This window comes from Caballeronia sp. LZ029 (assembly GCF_031451275.1).
Classification (GTDB): Bacteria; Pseudomonadota; Gammaproteobacteria; order Burkholderiales; family Burkholderiaceae; genus Caballeronia; species Caballeronia jiangsuensis.
In genome coordinates this window covers 385,574-405,291 of record NZ_JARUXO010000001.1, presented here as the reverse complement: position 1 = coordinate 405,291, position 19,718 = coordinate 385,574, and the positions used below count along the sequence as shown (strand labels likewise).

13 protein-coding genes are annotated in these 19,718 nt (G+C 59.5%); all 13 read right to left on the bottom strand.

The annotated features are described in order from the left end of the window. Window positions 1-134 precede the first annotated feature (134 nt). The 13 genes from QCE73_RS01930 to tssH all read right to left on the bottom strand — a co-directional run bounded on the left by QCE73_RS01930 (window position 135) and on the right by tssH (window position 19,507). A complete protein-coding gene (locus QCE73_RS01930) occupies window positions 135-689 on the bottom strand; it encodes a hypothetical protein (RefSeq protein WP_309879562.1) in 555 nt (184 codons plus the stop codon). Between the two features lie 16 nt (window positions 690-705). Next, window positions 706-2,865 carry a LysM peptidoglycan-binding domain-containing protein gene (locus QCE73_RS01925; protein ID WP_309879561.1) on the bottom strand — a complete coding sequence of 720 codons (2,160 nt, stop codon included), beginning with the start codon at window positions 2,863-2,865 and terminating at the stop codon, window positions 706-708. A 2-nt stretch (window positions 2,866-2,867) separates the two neighbouring features. Continuing rightward, window positions 2,868-3,422: a hypothetical protein gene (locus QCE73_RS01920; protein WP_309879560.1), complete on the bottom strand. Its 555-nt coding sequence runs from the start codon at window positions 3,420-3,422 to the stop codon at window positions 2,868-2,870. Further along, window positions 3,403-6,348 carry a type VI secretion system tip protein TssI/VgrG gene (locus tag QCE73_RS01915; protein WP_309879558.1) on the bottom strand — a complete coding sequence of 982 codons (2,946 nt, stop codon included), beginning with the start codon at window positions 6,346-6,348 and terminating at the stop codon, window positions 3,403-3,405. The genes QCE73_RS01920 and QCE73_RS01915 overlap by 20 nt, the downstream gene beginning before the upstream one ends. A gap of 61 nt (window positions 6,349-6,409) precedes the next feature. Next, the gene (gene tssM, locus QCE73_RS01910) at window positions 6,410-10,423 is read right to left on the bottom strand and encodes a type VI secretion system membrane subunit TssM (RefSeq protein ID WP_309879557.1); all 4,014 of its coding nucleotides are present in this window, start codon (window positions 10,421-10,423) and stop codon (window positions 6,410-6,412) included. 31 nt (window positions 10,424-10,454) lie between these two features. Continuing rightward, window positions 10,455-11,729, bottom strand: coding sequence for a type VI secretion system protein TssL, long form (gene tssL / locus QCE73_RS01905; RefSeq protein WP_309879556.1), 1,275 nt, complete (start codon window positions 11,727-11,729; stop codon window positions 10,455-10,457). A 71-nt stretch (window positions 11,730-11,800) separates the two neighbouring features. Beyond that, on the bottom strand, window positions 11,801-12,064 hold the full coding sequence (locus tag QCE73_RS01900) for a PAAR domain-containing protein (RefSeq protein WP_309879555.1): 264 nt from the start codon (window positions 12,062-12,064) through the stop codon (window positions 11,801-11,803). An 11-nt stretch (window positions 12,065-12,075) separates the two neighbouring features. Continuing rightward, window positions 12,076-13,419: a type VI secretion system baseplate subunit TssK gene (gene tssK, locus QCE73_RS01895; RefSeq protein ID WP_309879554.1), complete on the bottom strand. Its 1,344-nt coding sequence runs from the start codon at window positions 13,417-13,419 to the stop codon at window positions 12,076-12,078. A 33-nt stretch (window positions 13,420-13,452) separates the two neighbouring features. Next, window positions 13,453-13,968, bottom strand: coding sequence for a type VI secretion system lipoprotein TssJ (tssJ, locus tag QCE73_RS01890; protein WP_309879552.1), 516 nt, complete (start codon window positions 13,966-13,968; stop codon window positions 13,453-13,455). A 99-nt stretch (window positions 13,969-14,067) separates the two neighbouring features. Beyond that, the gene (locus QCE73_RS01885; RefSeq protein ID WP_309879551.1) at window positions 14,068-14,553 is read right to left on the bottom strand and encodes a type VI secretion system tube protein Hcp; all 486 of its coding nucleotides are present in this window, start codon (window positions 14,551-14,553) and stop codon (window positions 14,068-14,070) included. A 124-nt stretch (window positions 14,554-14,677) separates the two neighbouring features. Continuing rightward, entirely contained in the window at window positions 14,678-16,174 is a 1,497-nt protein-coding gene (tssC, locus tag QCE73_RS01880; RefSeq protein ID WP_309879550.1) for a type VI secretion system contractile sheath large subunit, read from the bottom strand. A gap of 38 nt (window positions 16,175-16,212) precedes the next feature. Next, window positions 16,213-16,743: a type VI secretion system contractile sheath small subunit gene (gene tssB, locus QCE73_RS01875; protein ID WP_309879548.1), complete on the bottom strand. Its 531-nt coding sequence runs from the start codon at window positions 16,741-16,743 to the stop codon at window positions 16,213-16,215. 55 nt (window positions 16,744-16,798) lie between these two features. Continuing rightward, window positions 16,799-19,507 (bottom strand): type VI secretion system ATPase TssH, encoded by a 2,709-nt coding sequence (tssH, locus tag QCE73_RS01870; protein WP_309879547.1) that lies wholly within the window; start codon window positions 19,505-19,507, stop codon window positions 16,799-16,801. Between the last annotated feature and the right edge of the window lie 211 nt (window positions 19,508-19,718).

Genomic DNA, 19,718 nt, shown 5'->3' with positions numbered 1-19,718 from the left:
CGCCTGACTAGGTTTGATGGCGGGACGAACGCTGAAGGGGCGTCAGCCACCGTAGGGGTAGCCAGAAGCTGTTCAGATCACCCGAATTCAACAGCAAATCTCCGACTTATAGCGATTGACGCGGAAAACGAAGATTAATTCAGCACTGCTATCTTGCCGTCAGGTTGAATCTGATACTTACCAACCAGTTTGCGCGGTGATTTGATACCCGAGTTTGGTTTCCTCGAATAAACGAAGACTCGATAGCTCTTGTCGATTACGAAATCGCGTGTCACGGAACCAGCTTCCATATCACCCACCCCGATAACCCGATGATCGACAAGTCGGTCGTTGATTAGAGTAAAAACAGCGTATGTCGCCACATTATCCGAAAAATCTTGAGCGACTAAGACCCGCGTTGACCCTAGGTCTCCGAGAAATGCATACGACGTGTCCTCCGGAAACGGGCCAAGCTTCAGCGCTTTCGCCACACGAAGCAACGTTTCGTGAAGTCCATCTTTGATACCATCCAAGACATAATAGGAAAATTGATCGCATGTTTTTTGCGGTATCGTGGTATTTATGCATTTCCATTCGACTTCATAATCGTAAGGCAATGGAATTTTGTTCAAGGCCTCGCTGGCACATACAATCTTCGAGAGACCGAAACATAAAAATATAAAACTAAAAATTATTGCTTTAAGTTTCATTGAAAAAAATCCAAGCTTACTGATTAATACCGATACAGGAGCACAGAAGAATTCTGCCGTCCTTTCTAGCCATATCAAACAACGTATCTCCGTGAGCAGCTACCGAAGACTGCACAAAAAACCGATGATCCTTATATTTCTGCTCGTACTGTCGAACATCAACGTGAACCCAACTTTTCGCACCCTGTACGGCGGACTCCATCCCCATCTGGTTTAGATTGTTCCAGCCCATGTGGGCTCCCAGATGCTTGATGAAAATCTTGTCTCGTATCTCTTGAATCACTCGAGACCTGACCACCCTCTCCCCTCCTTTGCGAAAAAGCAAATCGAGCGCTTTTCCCATGTGATTCGTCGTTGCTCTCTTATGTATTTTGTTATCCTCGTGACATCGATAACCACTTGATATTCTATCGAACGAATATCCCAGCTCCCGTTCCTTTTCCAAATAAAAGTACATCGATTTCATCATCCAGATTAGCGAACGATGAATTCCTGGATACTCTTCGCGATCAGATCCCAGACTTCTAGTATACGGATCATTGTGATGCGCACCATTACCAAAGCCGTTGCATTTTCTGCATCGGCAGACGATTTTTCCGAACACCGCATCGATAGTCTCGCGACTTTGAGCCCTGAACTTATCTAGGGCGATAATCGTATTGCCACATATACGCCCTGTCGACGGAACACCCATGTAGTCCTTCTGAAACTGCTTTACAGCGGCCTCGGTTAAACTCGTGAATTCATCCGAAGGTATCGCGCCTCCAAAGCCAGCTAATCGGATGTTGATTTCCTCTATAAGCTTTCCTCGATCACCTTTCTTCAGACAACCATTTTGATTATCACACCTCGCTCCTTGGATTAGCGTCTGAGGACTACCATTATCTTTGCTGTAGCCAGCGATTGACACCGGTCCTGGCGTTGGGTTTGGAAAAGCTATGGCGATCGGAGCTTTTGCATCTTTCTCCGACCTAGGCTTGCGAACATTCGATGAGGCTTGATTTGCGGCATCTGACGTTGCGCCAGACGACGGGTTGGTGTTAGATGCGTCCGAACGGTCCGGTGAGCTCGTCGCTGACGGATTCGCAACTTCGACGTCTGCTGGCTTCGAGATGCTATTGCTTTCGGGCCTTGACTTAGCGGACGAAGCCTTTGCAGCGGACCCACTTGCTCCAGAATCATCCCCGCCAACGTTGACGTGGGCAGTGCTCACCCCCGCGGAATGCGCGGTCTCGCGGTGCTGTACTGGCGGCACAATCAATGTGTGGCCCATTCTGATGTTATCTACATCGTGTATCTTGTTCCGACTAGCCAGCCAGTCGACAGTCGTGTGAAATCGCTTGGCGATGCTGCCGAGCGTGTCTCCCCTCTTTATCGTGTACGAGCCGCGAACGTAGCTCCCCTCACGGTCTGATTTCTTTTTGAGTGTGACTGAATATTTTGTCTTGGGACTGGTCAATGAGATAAAAAACGCATCGGAATCGAATAGGAAATCCTTCACCCCCTGCCATTCTTGCCTAACGTTTTTTACGTACAGGGTGACCGGATCGCCGTGTTTGACATGTTCCTCTATCGTGACTCCGTGATGTCCATCCGCGCCAGTTTTTCCTTGAACGATGATCTTCTGATTCTTGTTGGTAACCTTGTATTCAAGGTGCTTTACAGGCTGCCTCATCTGATCAACAACCCTTAGACGCGCACTGGTACCCTTATAGCGGTACCATGCAAAGTCGTCGACATCCGTGCCAGCAACTTGGACCTGCTCCAAAGCGTCAAAATTCCATTTCGGCTGCACCCTATACATCGTCGGGAACTTTGCGTGCAGCGCTGCCTGGGCTTTTGGGCTGTAATAAAGAACAATATTTCCGCAGCCGTCTATTTCAGTCCCATCGATAATTGGCTTTATCGCGTCGACGAGAATTTGCAACCTCGGCGTCGTGATCTTTCCCGTGGTCATTTCTGCAAAAGCCCGCTGGTAAAGGACCGTCTTTTGGCTGTACGCATCAAATCCGCTTCTCATAACAACTGAAGCTGCAGATTCAAGTTTTTTCCATTCTTTGTATCTAACCCGATTCATGATGCAATTGGCAATAGCTCTTTGACTGGCCACGCTCTGACCGCCGGCTTCACCATAAATCGTGGCAGCGATCAATTTAAAATCTTCCGTGTAACTCATTCTTATTTATCCGAGCAAGCGTTCTTGATTACGATTCGCTGCGCTTCCTGACGCTCATCGCGATATCCAATGAAAAAATCACCTTTTTCGAACTTGGCGGCTTCGACGAGCGTCATAAAAGTGGCTGTTCTCATCGGTCTAGGTTTGAATGTTTTCACGTCGACATCTCGTATTTTTTTGCCCGCGATATCAAAGCGGATAATATTCCAGTCTTGCATATAAGCGACGCACTTATTTGACTCGTCAAACGATAGCAAATCCGAGTAATTTCCGATCACCCCCGTTTCATCCACCAATTGAGCCCCACTGCATACCGATCCGCAACTGAAAATCACTGCGGCCGTATTGCCATACCACTTGATACCGAGATTGCTCCCCACTACATCAAGCGCTCCGGCCTTTGTGCCGGTCTGATAGCTGGCTTTACAATTAAATCCATCCCGATCACAGTCGATGTTGATTTTCACTTGGTGATTCGGCGAAAAAAATTCTTCTGCATGCACCATGCCTGATGCAAGCGAGGTGAAAAGAACGAATTCAAACAGCCTGATTCTCATCTTCAAAACCCTCTGTAGCATACCCACTCTCATCCGAAGTGATTTCGGTGACCCAGTCTTCCCCGCCAACAAACACATCCACTTCCTCTTCCTTCTCACCACCGATCCGCTCAGTACGCCCGTGTTCGTCGAGATAGCCCTGTAGAATCACGTCTCCATTTTTACGGATAACGTGATAAGGCACACTAGTCATTTCATCCTGATAATGCAGATCGTAGACGTCGAGCCGATTGCTATATTCACAAGCGTACGGCGGCGACGTGTGAGGGAGTTCCAACGGAATGCTATCCGGACCCGCCATCTGACGGGCAGCGGAATGAACCTCCCATTTCCCATTGGTTCCTTCGTAGATGCCGTCACTATTGATTCGAATGAAGCTGGATCCTCCGTTTAGAAGAATTTCCTTGGCGGTCAGCTCGATTCGTTTCTCAGTGCTGATCAACTTCAGCACTTTCTTCGCAATGAGTTCAATATTATCTGACTGCGCCTGAATCTCAATCTTCCCGGATGCAGCAATGAACTTCATGCCGAGTTGTTGAGCAAACAGAGAAACCTTCTGTCGCACACTCGCAAATAGCGACTTTGCCGCTGCAATTCCGATGCTTTCGCCGGCCGTTATGCTCGTATCCGCAGAGCTAGCCATGTGCGTGCTTCCAGCGGTCGTCAATTCTGTCCCTGCGCGGCTGGCGAGCACTAAGTGAGGTTTTTCAAGTTCGGGAAACGCACTTTCCGCTGAGTCCTTTCTTGTCTCGCCATTTCCCAAACCGAATCTCTGAGCGAGGGACGAGATATCCTGACTGACATCCTTGGAGACAGACTTGCCGCCCTTAGTGCTCGGCTCCGCCGCGGTGACAGAACGGGCCATATCAAAAGGAGAGGCAGAAGTGTCGCTGTCGCCGAACGAACCGACGACGTTGGCTAACTCCGCCAGGGCGCCACTTGATGCTTCCAAAAACGATCCGACGATCTCACGGATATGGGTCTCGAGTCCGTTTGCGACTGCGCTCTGATCCGAATATTCCTGTGCTTTGGCACTTTTCGCGGCCGACGCCAAACTATCCTGCAGTCGCTGCGCGGCGGCCAGCCTTTGGACAGTTTCGTCCACGGTCTTCACCGGAGCCGTTGCCCCGTCGCGCGCCTCCGTCGTTATCAACATCCCCTTGTTCGCCCGCGCCACACCCCAGGAATCGGTCGCCAGTTCCCATCCCTCCCCCCGCCCCTCTCTCCTCCCCGTATCCCCCTCGATCCGAGTGTTATAGCCGAGCACCAACCGCGAGTTCGCGTAATCGCTCGCGACCTGCACCTGCAGTTTCCCCGGCGTGTCATCCATCACTATCTGATTCGACTGACTACCTTCCAGACTGCGGCTGCGCAGTCCGCTCAACGCCTGATTCTTAGGTAATTGCCACGGCGGCTGATTGAAATCATTCACCTGCCGATCCGCGATAAACGGCTTATCCGGGTCGCCTTCGTGGTAGCTGACTGTTACTTCCTGCCCGATGCGGGGCAGCGCGATGAACCCGTAGTTGCTCCCTTGCCAGGGCGACGACACCCGCACCCAGCAACTCGACTGCTCGTCCTTCCGGCCAACGCGATCCCAGATGAACTGAATCTTCACGCGCGCATAGCCGTCGACCCACATCGGCTGCTCATCCGGGCCGACCACCACGGCCGTTTCCGCGCCGCATTGCGGCTTGTTCCTCGGCTGATTCTTGAAGAACGCATTCGCCGACTGCAACGCGAAGTCGCAACGGCACTCGTAAGACGCTTCCCCGCTCGTCTCGCCGTTGTTGCGGATATGCAGATCGATCCCGCTCACCAGATATTCGGCATTGACCGCCTTGTCCGGATGATCGGTCAGAAAGAACGTATGGCCGACCGCCAGGCCGCGCAGATTGCCTCGCCCCTTCAGGCGCAGCTGCCGCGCGCGCAGCGCATCGGCGCGTACGCCGGCCAGATAGTGCGCTTCGCCCACGAAATCGTTCGGCTTTCCGGCCAGGCCAGTCGCCCCCGCTCGTGGTTGCGAAAACTCGCCCCAACCGTAATGCTCGGCGTCGTCGAATGACGCGAAGCTTTCGCGTTCGACCTTATCGGTGAGCTTCGCGCGCGAGAGCGTCGGATCGTAATCGGTCAGCGTCACCGCGCCGGCGGTTATCGCATGGGACACCTTCAGTCGATGGATATGCTCTTCGTCGATGCGCGCGCCGATCGGCGGCTGATAGCGAATCGAGTCGTACATGTTCTCGTGCGGCCGATGCCCGCCTGGCGAATCGCACAACACGAGCGTCGAGTCGTCCATGAAAAAGTACACGCCCCACTCGCGCCACAGCCGCGTCAAAAAATGGAAATCGGATTCCCACATCTGCCGTACATAGTCGCGCTTCGGGTACTTTCCGTGCAGGCCCGGCGCTGCGAGCCGCAACTCATACTGGAATGGATATAGCTTGGTATCGAGCACGGCCTGCGTGATCTCGACTACGCTCTTGTTCTGGAAGATGCGGTTTTCGCGATTGCGTGTAGCAAGCCAAAACCACGGCCTCACAGTGGCCTGATAGTAAGTGTGCTTGTCGTCCTCTCCGGTGAGCGCGAACTGCGTGATTAGTCCAGTAACGACGCGCGTACCCGCGCCCACATTGCCTTGCCCGAGATTGCCGGGCAGGCCCGGGACGAACTCGCCCTTGCCCTCGAAAGCGATGGATAGCGAGAGTTCGGTGCCGACCAGCTTGCTGGCATCGACTAGCGCGCGCGCTTTGTAGACGGGAAGCGCCGACGCATGATGCGTCTTGAGCGCAACGGTATAAGCGTAGAGCTTGCCGAGCTTCTCGCGCCCGTCGAGCGAAGTCACGGACAACACAGACTGCCCGGCCCATTGCGGAAGTGCCGCGCCGGATATCTCGACGACGCGTTCTTGTTGCATGATGTTCATTCAATTCCCCTTATGCGTTCGCGCGCACCGAGGTGCGCGTCACGCGTAAATCAACTCGCGTTTAACCTGCATGCGCCGGAGCGGCCGGCAGGCCCGGCGGCGGGCCGCTGTCAGGCAAACTCAAGAAGGTCGCCATCGAACTCGGACATTGAAACGATTTCAGTGCATCGCTCGTAAGCGGATTGGGAACGCTGCCCGCGCTCTGGATATCGAGCACTGCCTTGCGCCCGTCGAGGGCGAAGGCCGCGCGCGTATGTCCAGCGCTCGCGGTTTCCGTTATCTGGCCTTTCTGGATCAGACGCATCAGCGCCCACGGCCCATCAACGGCAATGGTCGACGTGTCTGGCTTGATGCGGGGATTCGCGGTCAGTTCGACATGTGCGCCGCCGCGCGGCCCCGGCCAATTCACGGTGAACGGCGTGACCGGGCCATGCTGATACAGCATCGTTTGGCCATCGATGTCCAGCGAAAGGCTCATCACATTCGGATCGAGCTCGATGATGCGGATGTCAGCCTTCCACGCCATCTGCTTCTTGGCTGGGTCATTGAAGAACACGTCCCGGATCACCTTGGCCTTCTGAAACGGCACCAGGTCAGGCCCCTGCACCGGCTCGGTCGCACCAGGCAGCGTGCGATAGCGCCACGGATTGGCCGACGTATCGACAAAGGGCGCGAGGGTCTTGTTGAAGAAGTCATCGATGACACCGCCCTGTGCGAACATACGTGTGAAATCGTCGATACCGACATCGCGCGTACTGGTCGGCGAAAACGGAAAGTTGCCTTCGATGACCAGCCGGCACGTGTCGCCGACGACGGCCTGCAACTGACGCGACAGCAACTGTCCGATGCCTCGATTCACTTCGCGCGAACCATTGGCCGCGAGCTGCAGCAGCACTGCGCGCAGCGGCGCGGGCATCGTGTTGGCCGTCATCTTCAGTTTGGCGCCCGCGTCACTCGCCGGCGGCATGCTGTTGTTGGCGATCGCGTTGTCGGAGATCGTCAGCGCGGTGTAGTAATCGTTGAGCAGCGCGGTGACGCCGTCCAGCCCGGTCTTGTCGGTTTGGGCGCCAGCGGTGGGTTGAGCCCCGGGCTGTGAGTCCGAGTTGCCGGTCGCCACTTCGCGCAGGGCGGCGAAATGGCTGTCGACGAGTTCACGCTCAACCCGCTCCGAGGCTCGAATGCCGAGCGTTTTGTCTGCCTTCGTGGTGATCTGGCTCGTGGCCTTCTGGAGCAGCGAACCATCCGGTGCGGCCTGGCTCTGGGTAAGCGTAGTCTCCCGTGTGGCCGCGCGCACCAGTCGTGCGAGCGGCGAATCCGGCGCGGCAAAGCCGCGCAGCACCTGCAGGTCGAACGCGAGGCTCGTGCCGCTGACCGTGCGGATGTCGCCGAGGAACGCATCCCACTGTTGAGCATATTCGAGCAGATACTGACGGCGCACAGCGTCGGTCAGCGCGTCGTCCGCGCCGGCGGCGGAACGGATCAGGTCAACAGTTTTTTTTTGAGCGTCGTCCAGATAGGAGCGGCCCATCACCCACGCATCGTTGTCGCGAGCGATCTGGACGAACTCCGACAGACGCTTGTCGAACAGGTTGCGGTAGCCGTCGTACGTATAGAGGCCCGGAACGCCGCGCGAGAGCGGCGCTCCGCTCGCCCGCGTGAAGACCGTGCCGGCCTGCGGCCCGACCGCGCGCAGCAGCGTGAACTCGTCGGGTGCCTCCTTCATCATCGCTTCCTTGGCGCGCTGATAGAGACGCTCCGTGGCGTTGCTGCCATCGAGAAAAGCGCGCGCCTGCTGGATCAGGGCATCGTTGCGGATGAGCGGGGACTGCACTACGCGCTCGCCCGAGAACAATTGCTGCACGTGGTCGATCATCGATGCACGCCCGCCAAAAGCCGCCGCGCTATCGTTCTTCGCCCAGTCATCCAGCACCCAGGCCTTGACCGTGGCAGCGTCAAAGCGCGACCTGTCTTGCAGCATCAGGTACACGCGCAGCGCGTCGTAGGTCATTCTGGAGTCCTGCCCCGCGATACCCTGCGCAATCACGGCTTCGATGCGTCGCACGATCTGCGGTAACAGCAGGTTGTCCTCCAACGCCCTGTACGTCACGCGGCTTTCGTCGACGATGGCGCCTGGCGTATACAAGCCGTAACGCCACGCGCTTTCGGGATCGGACAAGTCCAGCCCGGAGTAGGTCGGCAGGTAGCGCGCTTCGGTCAGCGCGTCGGGCACGGCATCGGGCTTCGGATCCTTGTAAAGCGCGGTGACGCGCGCGGCCAACGCGTGGACCTTACCCTCCATCACGGCCAGATAGCGGTCGTTGTGGCCGAAGCTGACGTACATTCCCGTCGCCAGCCACGCGAACATAACCAGCGCGAGCGTGTGACCGATCAGCCGCAACAGTCGATAGCGGTACTCCCAGCGCAGATTCGAACTGACCAGATGCGCCTCCGGAAACACCACCTGGTTGAGGAGGCCCTGCAGGAAGTAGCTCTGATGTGTCTCGGGCAGCGAAACACCAGCGGGCTGATCCGCCAGTGAGGCGAACAGACGTTGCGTCACCGTGCGTCGATCGGCCACCAGTTCGACGCCGCGCTGCTGCGCGCTCGTGAAGTAGACGCCGCGCAAGGTCGAATGCAGTTGCGTGTCGTCATAGCGGGAATCGAGAAAGACACGATCGAGCAGGTCGATCAGCCGATGCGTGAGCGCCTCGAACTCCTCAGGCAGCGCGGACAGACGGCGACGCCGAGTGACATCGTGTTCGTCCTGCAAACGAGTGTCGATCGCGGCGGCCAGGCGATCCGTAAGCAGATTCAATTCGCTTTGACAACGCGCGTGTAATCCCTCTTTCGCGATGGTTTCCTTCGCATAGGGCAGCGTGAAGCCCCAGGCCTGGGCCCGGCCTTCGGAGGTCAGCGAACTGAAGTACTCGGAGAAGCCCGTCAGTCGGTCCAGCTTGGTCACGATCAGATACACCGGGAAGCGGATGCCCAATTCCTGACGCAGTTCGTTGAGCCGGCCGCGCAAGGCCGCCGCTTCGGCAATGCGAGCGTGCTCGTCGCCACTGAGCAGCGTTTCGAGATCGACGCTCAACAATGCTCCATTGATTGGCGCGCGCGGACGATGGCGGCGCAGCATGCCGAGAAAGCCCAACCATTCCGCGCGATCGAGCGCTTGGGGATCGATGGTTGCGACCATCGGCGGCGCGGGCTCGCTCGCCTGAGCCGCTGCGTCCGGCAGTCGCCCCTCCGCTCCAGGATCCCGCACGGCCGCGGTGTCGGCGGCCGCGGTCAAAGCGGAGGCCATCCTGCTGCCCGGCGACGTGCCATGTCGCGTGTAATAGCCGATCGTGTCGATCAGCACGGCGTCGTTGGTCAACCACCAGTCGACAGAGGCGGCCTCGCCGTTCACTTCGCCGGCGGCGCGTTGCATCTGTTCAGCCACCGGAAACGTCAGGCCACCGTTCAACAGGGCGCTCGATTTTCCCGAACCGTTCGAGCCGAGCGTGATGTACCACGGCAGCTCGTACAGATAGCGCTGACCCTGAAAGAGTCTGCCGATGCCGCGCGCGCCGGTACGCATCGACTTGAGACGGGCAATGGCACCCGACACGATGGGCTCGAGCCGCTTCAGACGGCCTGCGGCCGGCGACTCCTCTTTCGCGCGGCCAAACTGCATGACCTTCTTCAGGAACGCGGCGTCTTCGTGCATCCGCTGCGTGATGCGGAAGCCCCAATACACGATGAATAGCAGCAGCACGACCGCAATCGTCGCCACGCGCGTGGCCGCTGGCTCGAACGGCGCGTTCTGCCCGAAGGCGATCAGCGACGACGCATTCCAGATCAACAGGCACAGCGCGGTCGCGACGACGACGCTGAGCCACCAACCGGCGAGCCAGAACAGCATGCCGGCCAACATCAGCGCGATGACGATCACGCGCATGCCGATGCCGGTCAGAGGACGAATCTCGCCAAACGAAAACGATGGTCCCACGAACCATACGACGAGCGCGACGATCATGAGCGCCACGAAAGCGAGGAACTGGCGCGAGACCAGGAACGACAGGAACTTCTTCATTTAATTTCTCGGAGTTCGATCCGTCTCGCCGTCAGGGCGTGACGACGATCGCAACACGGCGGTTCTGCGCACGACCTTGTGCGGTACGGTTATCGCCAATCGGATCCGCTTCGCCCTTGCCCTCAGCCGTGAGGCGGTTTGCCGCCACGCCGGCGGATTGCAGCATCTGCATGACCTGCGCCGCTCGCTCCTCCGACAGCATCTGGTTCGAGGCGAACGCGCGACTGCGGATCGGTACGTTGTCGGTGTAGCCAAGGACGGTCACCTTCCCAGGCACCTTGACAATCTCACCGGCGATTTTTGCAATCAGCCCGCTCATCGTCGTCTTGACCGCCGCGCCGCCCGGCTGGAACATTTCGTCGCCCCGGAAGGTCACCGCGCTGTGGCCCGCGTCTTCATCCACGCTGACCGTGCCTGCGGCAATCTCATTCCTGAGAAGTTCCCTCAAGTGCAGCATGGCTGGCGCAGGCGGCGGCGTCAGGTGGCCGATATCCGCGATCTGCTTCTGGACCTCCGCGCCGCGAGTCATCAGCTGGTACTTGTAGACGCCGAACAAGCCGAGAAGGCACGCCGCCAGCAGAATGCAGGTGAGCCACACGGGAAAGTCGTATAGCGACATGCGCTTGCGCCGCGCGTCCGATTGCCAGTGCGGAGACAGGGACATCGGCAGGGCGTCGCGGCCAGCCGTGATCTCGGTATAGAGACGCTGACGCACGGCGTCGTGCTTGCGCGTGCCATCGCTGTCATATCGATAACGTCCGATGAAGCCGAGACTCAGAATCCGATAGATCACTTCGAGCAGATCGCGGTGCTCTTGCGTGTCGCTCAGCAAACGGCCGATCAGCAGGTAGGTCTTGTCGCCGCCCTTGGTGTCTTCGTGGAAAGTCGAAGCCAGTCCTTTGCGGATCCAGTCTGCCGCCGCATCGGTCGCATGCCCCCAACTCGTTTGCCCGACGCTTTCGTCGAGCGCGGTGCACAGGCAATAGCTCGCGCCGATCATGTGATCGCGCCTGATGTTCGACTGCTCGCAGAGTCGCCTGAAGCTCCTGACTTCCTGCTCGAGCAACTCGCGCAGGCGCAGCCCTGCGCCGGCCTGGAGATGCTTCGGCATGTCGGCGAGCGCTCGCAGCAGTGGACGCGCAGCCTCGAGCAGCGGGTTGCGCGCCTCCTTGACCGCGATCAGCCGGTCGCGAAGCGAAACCGCATCGGCCGGCGGCGCGTTCGAGGCAACGCTCGACGGATACGGTTCGTCCGCGTACGCCACGGTGGCGTCCGACGGGTAGTCGGGATTGGTGGGTTGACTCATAGCGTTAGAACTTGGTGCGAATCGCCATGACGGGGCGTCGGCGGCATGGCGACCGCCCCGTCACGGCCTGATTACGAAACGGACAGAGTGGGCTGGAGACTGACGAGCGTGCAGCCGCACTGCGCGCGATGTCCCTCGAGCGCGACTGGAACATCCGCGCACAGAAACGATGCTTCGCCCTCCGCGATCACATTCGCGCCGTGCTCCTCGCAGCGGACGGGATCGCCGACGCGAGTCATCGCGCGGCCGTCGATCAAATCCACCGGGGAACCGGCGATGACTTGCCCGCCGTGCGGCGCGAGCGTGTCGCCAACAACAATGACGTGTCGAGTCATGAGAGATCTCCCTATCCGCGCACGCCCCACAGCTGCAGGTCGAGTTGCGGGAAGTCGCCGGCGACGTGCAGCGCGAGCCCGCCGAAGCGCGCCACTTCTTCCCAAAGCGGGCCGTTCTGCGTGAGTTCGAAATACAGGTAGCCCGCGTTGTAGGGGATCTGGCGGGGCGCGACCGGCATCGCCTGCAAGCCGATGCCGGGCAGATGGCTGCGCACGAGATCCTGCAGCTTTTCGGACGGACCGGCCTTGGCCTGCGTCTGGAAGCGCTGCTGCAGCACGTCCGGCGGCATGGCCGCATTGACGGCCAGCACCACGGCAGTGAAGTCGCGCATCTCCGCTGGATCGATCACAGCGTTGCTCAAACCGTGTCCCTGCTCGACCAGCATGATCTTTTGGGCGCTGCGCACCAGCACCTGATTGAGCATGTCGTGGATCTCATCGACGAGCGGCCTCAGACAGGTATGCGGCTCGCCGTGCGTGTACGACGGAACCGTCAGCGGCCGCCGTGTTCCAGGCCGCAGATGTGTCGACAGTTCGCCCGCCATGCCGAGCAACAATTGGTAGATGTCGGCGGGCGAGGTGGAAGGCACGAGCAACAGATGCTTCAGTTGCGGCTCGTAGCAGTTGAGGATCTGCAACAGCAGATAGTCGCTGACCGTCGCGGCGCTGGCCGTGCTGTTGACGCTGCCGGCAAGGCGGCTGGCGAGCGCGTCGGCACGCATGCGCGCGAGGTCCTGAACCTTGAACAGCCAGCTCATCAGGAGCTCGCTCGCGCCGAATCCAGTGACGGTCGGAACGAGCGTGGTATCGAGTTCGAGGCTCCCGTCTGCGCGAATGGCCGTCACGCGAGTGAGCGGCAGACCGATCCACGCTTCCCCCATCTCCTTTTCCGGCACTAGGCGCAAACGCAGGCTGGACAGTTGGACCAATTCCGGCGCGAGGCCGACCGAATTCGTGTCGCGCAGTTCGGTGTCGAAAACCTGATAGCGCGCCAGCGACTCGGGAGAGGCGTCGAATGTGGTTTCCTCGCAGTTCGGCAGCCGCACAGGCACAGCCAGGAAAATCACCTGTCCGAGATGCTCGTGGCGGACCGTCAAGGGCACGGGAAGCGGAGTGTTGCCGGGGGCGTCGAACGGCGTGCCGTCTGCGAACACGCCGGTCGCCGATTGCAGAATGACCTTGCCGAGCGCGAGCGACTCCGGATCGAGGCGATAGTGTGTGAAACCGAAGAAAAACGGCGACAGCGGCGTCGCACGCATATGCGCGTACTTCTCGAAGTAGCGCTCCTGCTGCTGGAACAACTGTGGCCGGAAGAACAGTCCTTCCTGCCAGGTGACCTTTGCATACCAACTCATGATCTCGTCCGCTAAGTGATTCTTGTACGCGATTTATTTACTTTCGGGCTTCGCGGCGTCGGTGATCCTGACCGCCTTGGAGCCCACCGTGATCGTCAACTTCACTTTAGGCGTGAAGCGATACCAGGCGGCGTCGGGCGCCGGCGACAGCGCAAAGGTTTCGCGCCACACCGCATTGGGCAAATCGCGGTAGGCAGCGATCACGCCGATCGCCGTCGTCTCGGGATCACCGCGCCGCAAGATCTGCTTCTTGTCGCCGGGGCGCATCTCGAACTCGTCGCGCTTCACAAGATCGTTCGCGAGCAAAGTCTTGTCTTGCGTCTGCAAGGAAAAGAAATCAGCGCTGTTGAATACGCCATCGCTCTTGAGCTCGTAGATGCGCACGACGATCGGCGCGGCGCGACCCTTTTCGTCGAGATTGACGTCGCTCTGCGCGGCGACGTTGAGCTCGAGCCGGGTCGGCTCTTTCGGCTTGGGCTCGCTGCTGCTGGCGCACGCCGAAAGCCACAGGGCGCACGCCAGAGCTGCGATGGTCAGAGTCAAACGCATGCTGAATACTTTCGGAATCCGGTGAATCTGGAAAACACTTGAACGCAATCGCCCGGCGAGAGCGGACTCCCGCCGGGCCATGAGGCTAGTCAGTCAACTTCAGACTTCCTTGTTGCCCTTGATGTCAAAGCCGGCCGTGACCGCGCCGCCCGAACCGCCTTGCGCGTTCTGGACGACGTACTCCTGCTTGACCTTGGCGAACGAAAGCGAAACGCTCTCGCGGCTGTGATCGCTGTCGTTGCGGCTGCCCGACGGCGCGACACGCGTAACGAGCACGTCGCTCATCGTGATCTTGAGGTACTCGAGCGGGTTACCGCCGGCCTTGCGCATGATGAGCGCCGCCTGATCGATATGCTTGCCGGTCAGCGCGTACTTCATCAGGTTCGGGCTCGAACGGTCGATGTTGTGTTCGAACTTCAGGTCAGACACGGTGGCTTTGCCAGCGCCGCCACCGCTACCCGAGTGCATCGTCGATTCCTGACGAATCTCCCAGTTCCAATTGAGGACTTCGATCTCGTCCTTGTGCTTGTCATCAAGCGATTCGCCGGTGATGCCGTCGATTTTCAGGAAAATGTCCTGTGCCATATAACACTCCTTATTGTTATCAAAGTACCGACGGGATCGCATCGATGATGCTCACCCGTGGTCGAGGGTCGCGTCGCAGACGCGATTTCTGAGGTCGGACACTTGTCAGACCGCTTTTCCAGATTTACGCCGCATCCTTGATCGAAGGCAGCTTCGTCACCAGTCGGAGCGAAACGGTCAGGCCCTCGAGTTGGAAATGCGGACGCAGAAAGAACTTGGCCTGGTAGTAGCCGGGGTTGCCTTCGACATCCTCGACAACCACTTCGGCCGCTGCCAACGGACGCTGCGCTTTGGTTTCCTGCGACGAGTTGACCGGGTCGGCATCGACGTAGTGCATGACCCACTCGTTCAACCAGCGTTGCATGTCGTCGCGCTCGCGGAACGCGCCGATCTTGTCGCGGACGATGCACTTCAGGTAGTGCGCGAAACGCGAGCATGCGAACAGGTACGGCAGCCGCGCGGACAGCGCCGCATTCGCGGACGCGTCGGCGTCGTGATACTCGGCGGGCTTTTGCAGCGACTGCGCGCCGATGAAGGTCGCGTGATCGGTGTTCTTGCGGTGGATCAGCGGTATGAAGCCGCTCTTCGACAACTCGGCCTCACGCCGGTCCGAGATCGCGATCTCGGTCGGGCACTTCATGTCGACGCCGCCGTCATCCGTCGGGAACGTGTGGCACGGAAGGTTTTCCACCGTCCCGCCCGACTCAACGCCACGGATCAGCGAGCACCAGCCGTACTTCTTGAACGAGCGATTGATGTTGACGCCCATCGCGTATGCGGCATTGGCCCACGCATAGCGGCTGTGATCCGCGCCGCCCGTTTCCTCTTCGAAGTCGAATTCATCGACCGGATTGGTGCTCGCGCCGTATGGCAGACGCGACAAGAACCGCGGCATCGCGAGGCCGATGTAGCGTGCGTCCTCGGTATTGCGCAGCGAGTTCCAAGCGGTGTACTCGAGGTTTTGCGTGAAGATCTTCGTCAGGTCGCGGGGGTTGGCGAGTTCCTGCCACGATTCCATCTGCAGCACGGAGGGTGCCGCACCGGCGATGAACGGCGTATGCGCCGCAGCCGCGACTTTCGCGATCGAGCCAAGCAGATCGACGTCGGTTGGTGTGTGATCGAAGAAGTAGTCGGCCATCAGGCAGCCGTACGGCTCGCCGCCGAGCTGGCCGTATTGCTCTTCGTAGATCTGCTTGAAAAGCGGACTCTGATCCCACGCGATGCCCTTGTAGCGCCGCATGGTCCGGTGCAATTCGTTCTTGGACAAATCCATGAAGCGGATCTTCAGGTGTTCGTCGGTCTCCGTGTTCGACACGAGATGATGCAGACCGCGCCACGCCGATTCCAACTGCTGGAAGTCCGCATGATGCAAGATCAGGTTGATCTGGTCCGAGAGTTTGCGATCGATCTGCGCGATGATCGCCGCGATACTCTTGTAAGCGTCGTCGCTGATCGTGATCGACTGCGACAGCGCTTGCGCGGCAAGGGTCTGCACCGCGAACTCGACGGCTTCGCGAGCCAGTTCGGTCTTCGGGCGGAACTCCTTTTCAAGCAGTTCGGTGAAATCGGATTGTGCGTACGCTGCCTGGGCGAGCGCCGCTTCTGGTGCTTTCTTGTTCATGGTGTGAATCCTTGAATTCAATCGTCAGGGCTACGCGCTTACTCTTCGCCGGCGGCGTCGCCCACGGCACGCTCGGGCTTCGGCGCGGCGGCCAGCGACTTGAGCAGAGCCGGGTCTTGCAGCAGTTTCGTGACAAGGGCTTCCGCGCCCGACTTCCCGTCCATGTAGGTCTGCAGGTTGGCGAGTTGCGTACGCGCCTCGAGCAGTTGGCGCAACGGCTCGACCTTGCGCGCGATCGCGGCAGGCGAAAAGTCCTCCATGCTCTCGAAGGTCATGTCGACCATCATCTGCCCCTCGCCGGTGAGCGTGTTGGGCACCGCGAACGCGACGCGCGGGCGAATCGCCTTCATGCGCTCGTCGAAGTTGTCGATGTCGATGTCGAGAAACCGGCGGTCGGACACCGGCGGAAGCGGTTCCACTGGATGCTTGCCCGACAGATCGGCGAGCACGCCCATCACGAACGGCAGTTCCACCTTCTTTTCCGAGCCGTAGACTTCGACGTCATACTCGATCTGCACGCGGGGCGCCCGGTTGCGCGCGATGAATTTCTGCGAACTGCTTGAAGTCATAAACAGTATTCCTAACTTAGTATATGAAAAGGCTAAGCTGCTAAAAAGCGGCCGCTTAGTCCGGCTCGCCGGCAGGCGCGCATTCAGCCTCGAAGGCGAGTGCGCTTGACGGCACGGCATCCGCGTCGGTCACGTCGATCGCGATTTGCGCAATCTTCTTCCGGGCCGCGAATCCGTCGAGCCAGAGTGCAGACAGGCGCGGCAATATGTGCTGCTCGATAAAACCGATCAGCACCCGCGCACCGGTTTCTTGCACGAGGCAGCGCGCGACGACGTAGTCGATTACGGCGTCGCTGTAGCGCAGCGCGATGCCGTGGCTCTCAGCCATCCGGCTGACCACGCGATTCAAATGGAGACGCACGATGCGTCCAAGCGCGTCATCGGCCAGCGGGCGATACGGGACCACCGTCACGCGTCCAAGAAACGCAGCCGGGAACACCTTGAGCAGTTCGGGCGTTAGTGCCTCGCGCAGCGCCGTCGCGTCGGGGGCGAGCGACGAATCGGCGCACAAACTGGAGGTTAGATCACTGCCGACGTTGCTGGTCAGCAGAATCGCAGTGTTGCGGAAATCGATGTAGCGGCCGTCACCGTCCTCCATGTAGCCCTTATCGAACACCTGGAAGAACATCTCGTGAACGTCGTGATGCGCTTTTTCGATTTCATCGAGCAGGACAACCGAGTACGGGCGACGACGGACGGCTTCGGTGAGCACCCCACCCTCGCCGTAACCCACATAACCCGGCGGCGCGCCCTTGAGACCGGACACGGTGTGCGCCTCCTGATACTCGCTCATATTGATGGTGATCAGATTCTGCTCCCCACCATATAGAGCGTCGGCAAGCGCCAGCGCGGTCTCGGTCTTGCCGACGCCGGACGGACCGACGAGCAGGAACACGCCGAGTGGCTTCTTCGGATCGGTGAGACCGGCGCGAGCCGTCTGCACGTGCTCGCCGATGCGGCGCAACGCGTCGCCCTGGCCGATCACGCGAGCTTCGAGCGTGTCGGGCAGCGCAAGGACAGCGCTGAGTTCGTCGGTCATCATGCGGCCGACCGGAATGCCGGTCCAGTCCGAGACGATTTCGGCGACGATCGCATCGTCCACCTCGGGGAAAACCAGCGGCTTGTCGCCCTGCAGTTCGGCCAGCGCACGTTCGAGCGCACGCAGCGTATCCAAAGATGGCGCCGGTTGCGCATCCGCCCCGTCGCTGAGTTGTTGCGACCCGGCCGCCGACACCGCTTCACGTGCGGCGAGCAGCTTCTGGGCCGCCTCGGCCTGCTTGCGCCAATCTGTTTCGACGGCGACTTCGCGCGTCGCCAGTTCGTCGATGCGCGTGCGCACCTGACTCAACACCTTGCCGGATTCGATGCCCAACTGCGCCTCGCGGGCGAGCAGGCTTTCCTCCGCGCGGGCCGCAGCCAGCCGCTGGCGCACGTCGTCCAGCTCGCGCGGCGTCGCATGCAGCGACAGCGCGACTCGGGCGCAGGCCGTGTCGAGCAGGCTGATGGCCTTGTCAGGCAACTGGCGCGCGGGAATGTAGCGATGCGACAGCGTGACCGCCGAGCGAATCGCACTGTCGCGTACAACTACGCCGTGATGATGCGACAACGTTTGCGTGAGACCGCGCACCATATCGATCGCCGCCGCCTCGGACGGCTCGCCCACCTGGAGCACCTGGAAGCGCCGGATGAGCGCGGGATCCTTCTCGATGTGTCGCTTGTATTCGGCCCAGGTCGTCGCGCCGACGGTACGCACCTTGCCTCGCGCGAGCGCAGGCTTCATCAGGTTGGCAGCGTCGCCGGTCCCTGCCTGACCACCCGCGCCGATCAGCGTATGAACCTCATCGATGAACAGAATCACTGGTGCAGTGGACTTGGCCGCCGCTTCGAGCACGCCCTTCAGACGCGCCTCGAATTCGCCCTTCATGCTCGCGCCCGCGAGCAGTGCGCCGGCATCGAGGCTGAGCAGGCGCACATCTGCGAGTCTGGGAGGCACGTTGCCGGAGGCGATCGCCTGGGCCAGCCCCTCGACCACAGCGGTCTTGCCGACACCTGCTTCGCCGGTCAGCAGCGGATTGTTTTGCCGACGTCTCAACAGCACGTCGATCATCGTGCGGATTTCGAACTCGCGACCGATCACCGGCTCGATCTCACCCGCGCGGGCACGCGCCGTCATGTCGGTGCAATATTGCTCCAGGCCAGCGCTCTTGCCGGCAGCCGACATAGCGCCGGAAGCTTCGCCAGGCGCGGAATCTGGATCGAATTCGCTATGGTCGTACGTGCGGTCCTCAGCTTCAGGCGAGCCGTCGATCCATTCGACGAACAGTTCATCGGGCTGATCGACCGGAATTTTGGCGAACGCGGAAGAGATCGACAGCAGCACGCGGCGCAGTTCTGCGTTACCCGCCAGGGCCGCCAGCAGCCAGGCGCCACGCACGCGGCGATCGCCGTGGCTCAGCGTGGCGAGAACCCACGCGCGCTCGATGGCCGTTTCGATATGCCAGGAAAAATCGCTGATTGAACTTGCGCCAGCGGGCAATGCAGCCAGCGCGCGCGTGAAGTCGCGATCGAGAGCGTCGCGGTCGATGCCCGCATGTCGCACGATACGGTGCAGATCGCTGTCGGGCTGCTGCAGAATCTGATGCAGCCAGTGCACGAGCTCGACATACGGATTTCCACGCAACTTGCAGAAGGAGGTGGCTGATTCGATGCTTCGGTAAAGTGTGACGCCTAGCTTACCGAACAGTGCCTGACGAGAAATGGTCATACTTGGTCTATGTTATTTTTAACTCTCGACTGCGCCGCACTAGCACACGGCCGCCTTTCCTCTAGATTTTTTGAAACGCACTCCTAATTACAAATTTGCAACAAATTCCTATTCTTACTGTGTCATAAAATACCGGGGAGAGTACAGCAGAACGGACATCGCTGAAGTCGCTTGGAAATGTGAGCAGCGATGCGCCATCGAAGCGTAGCAA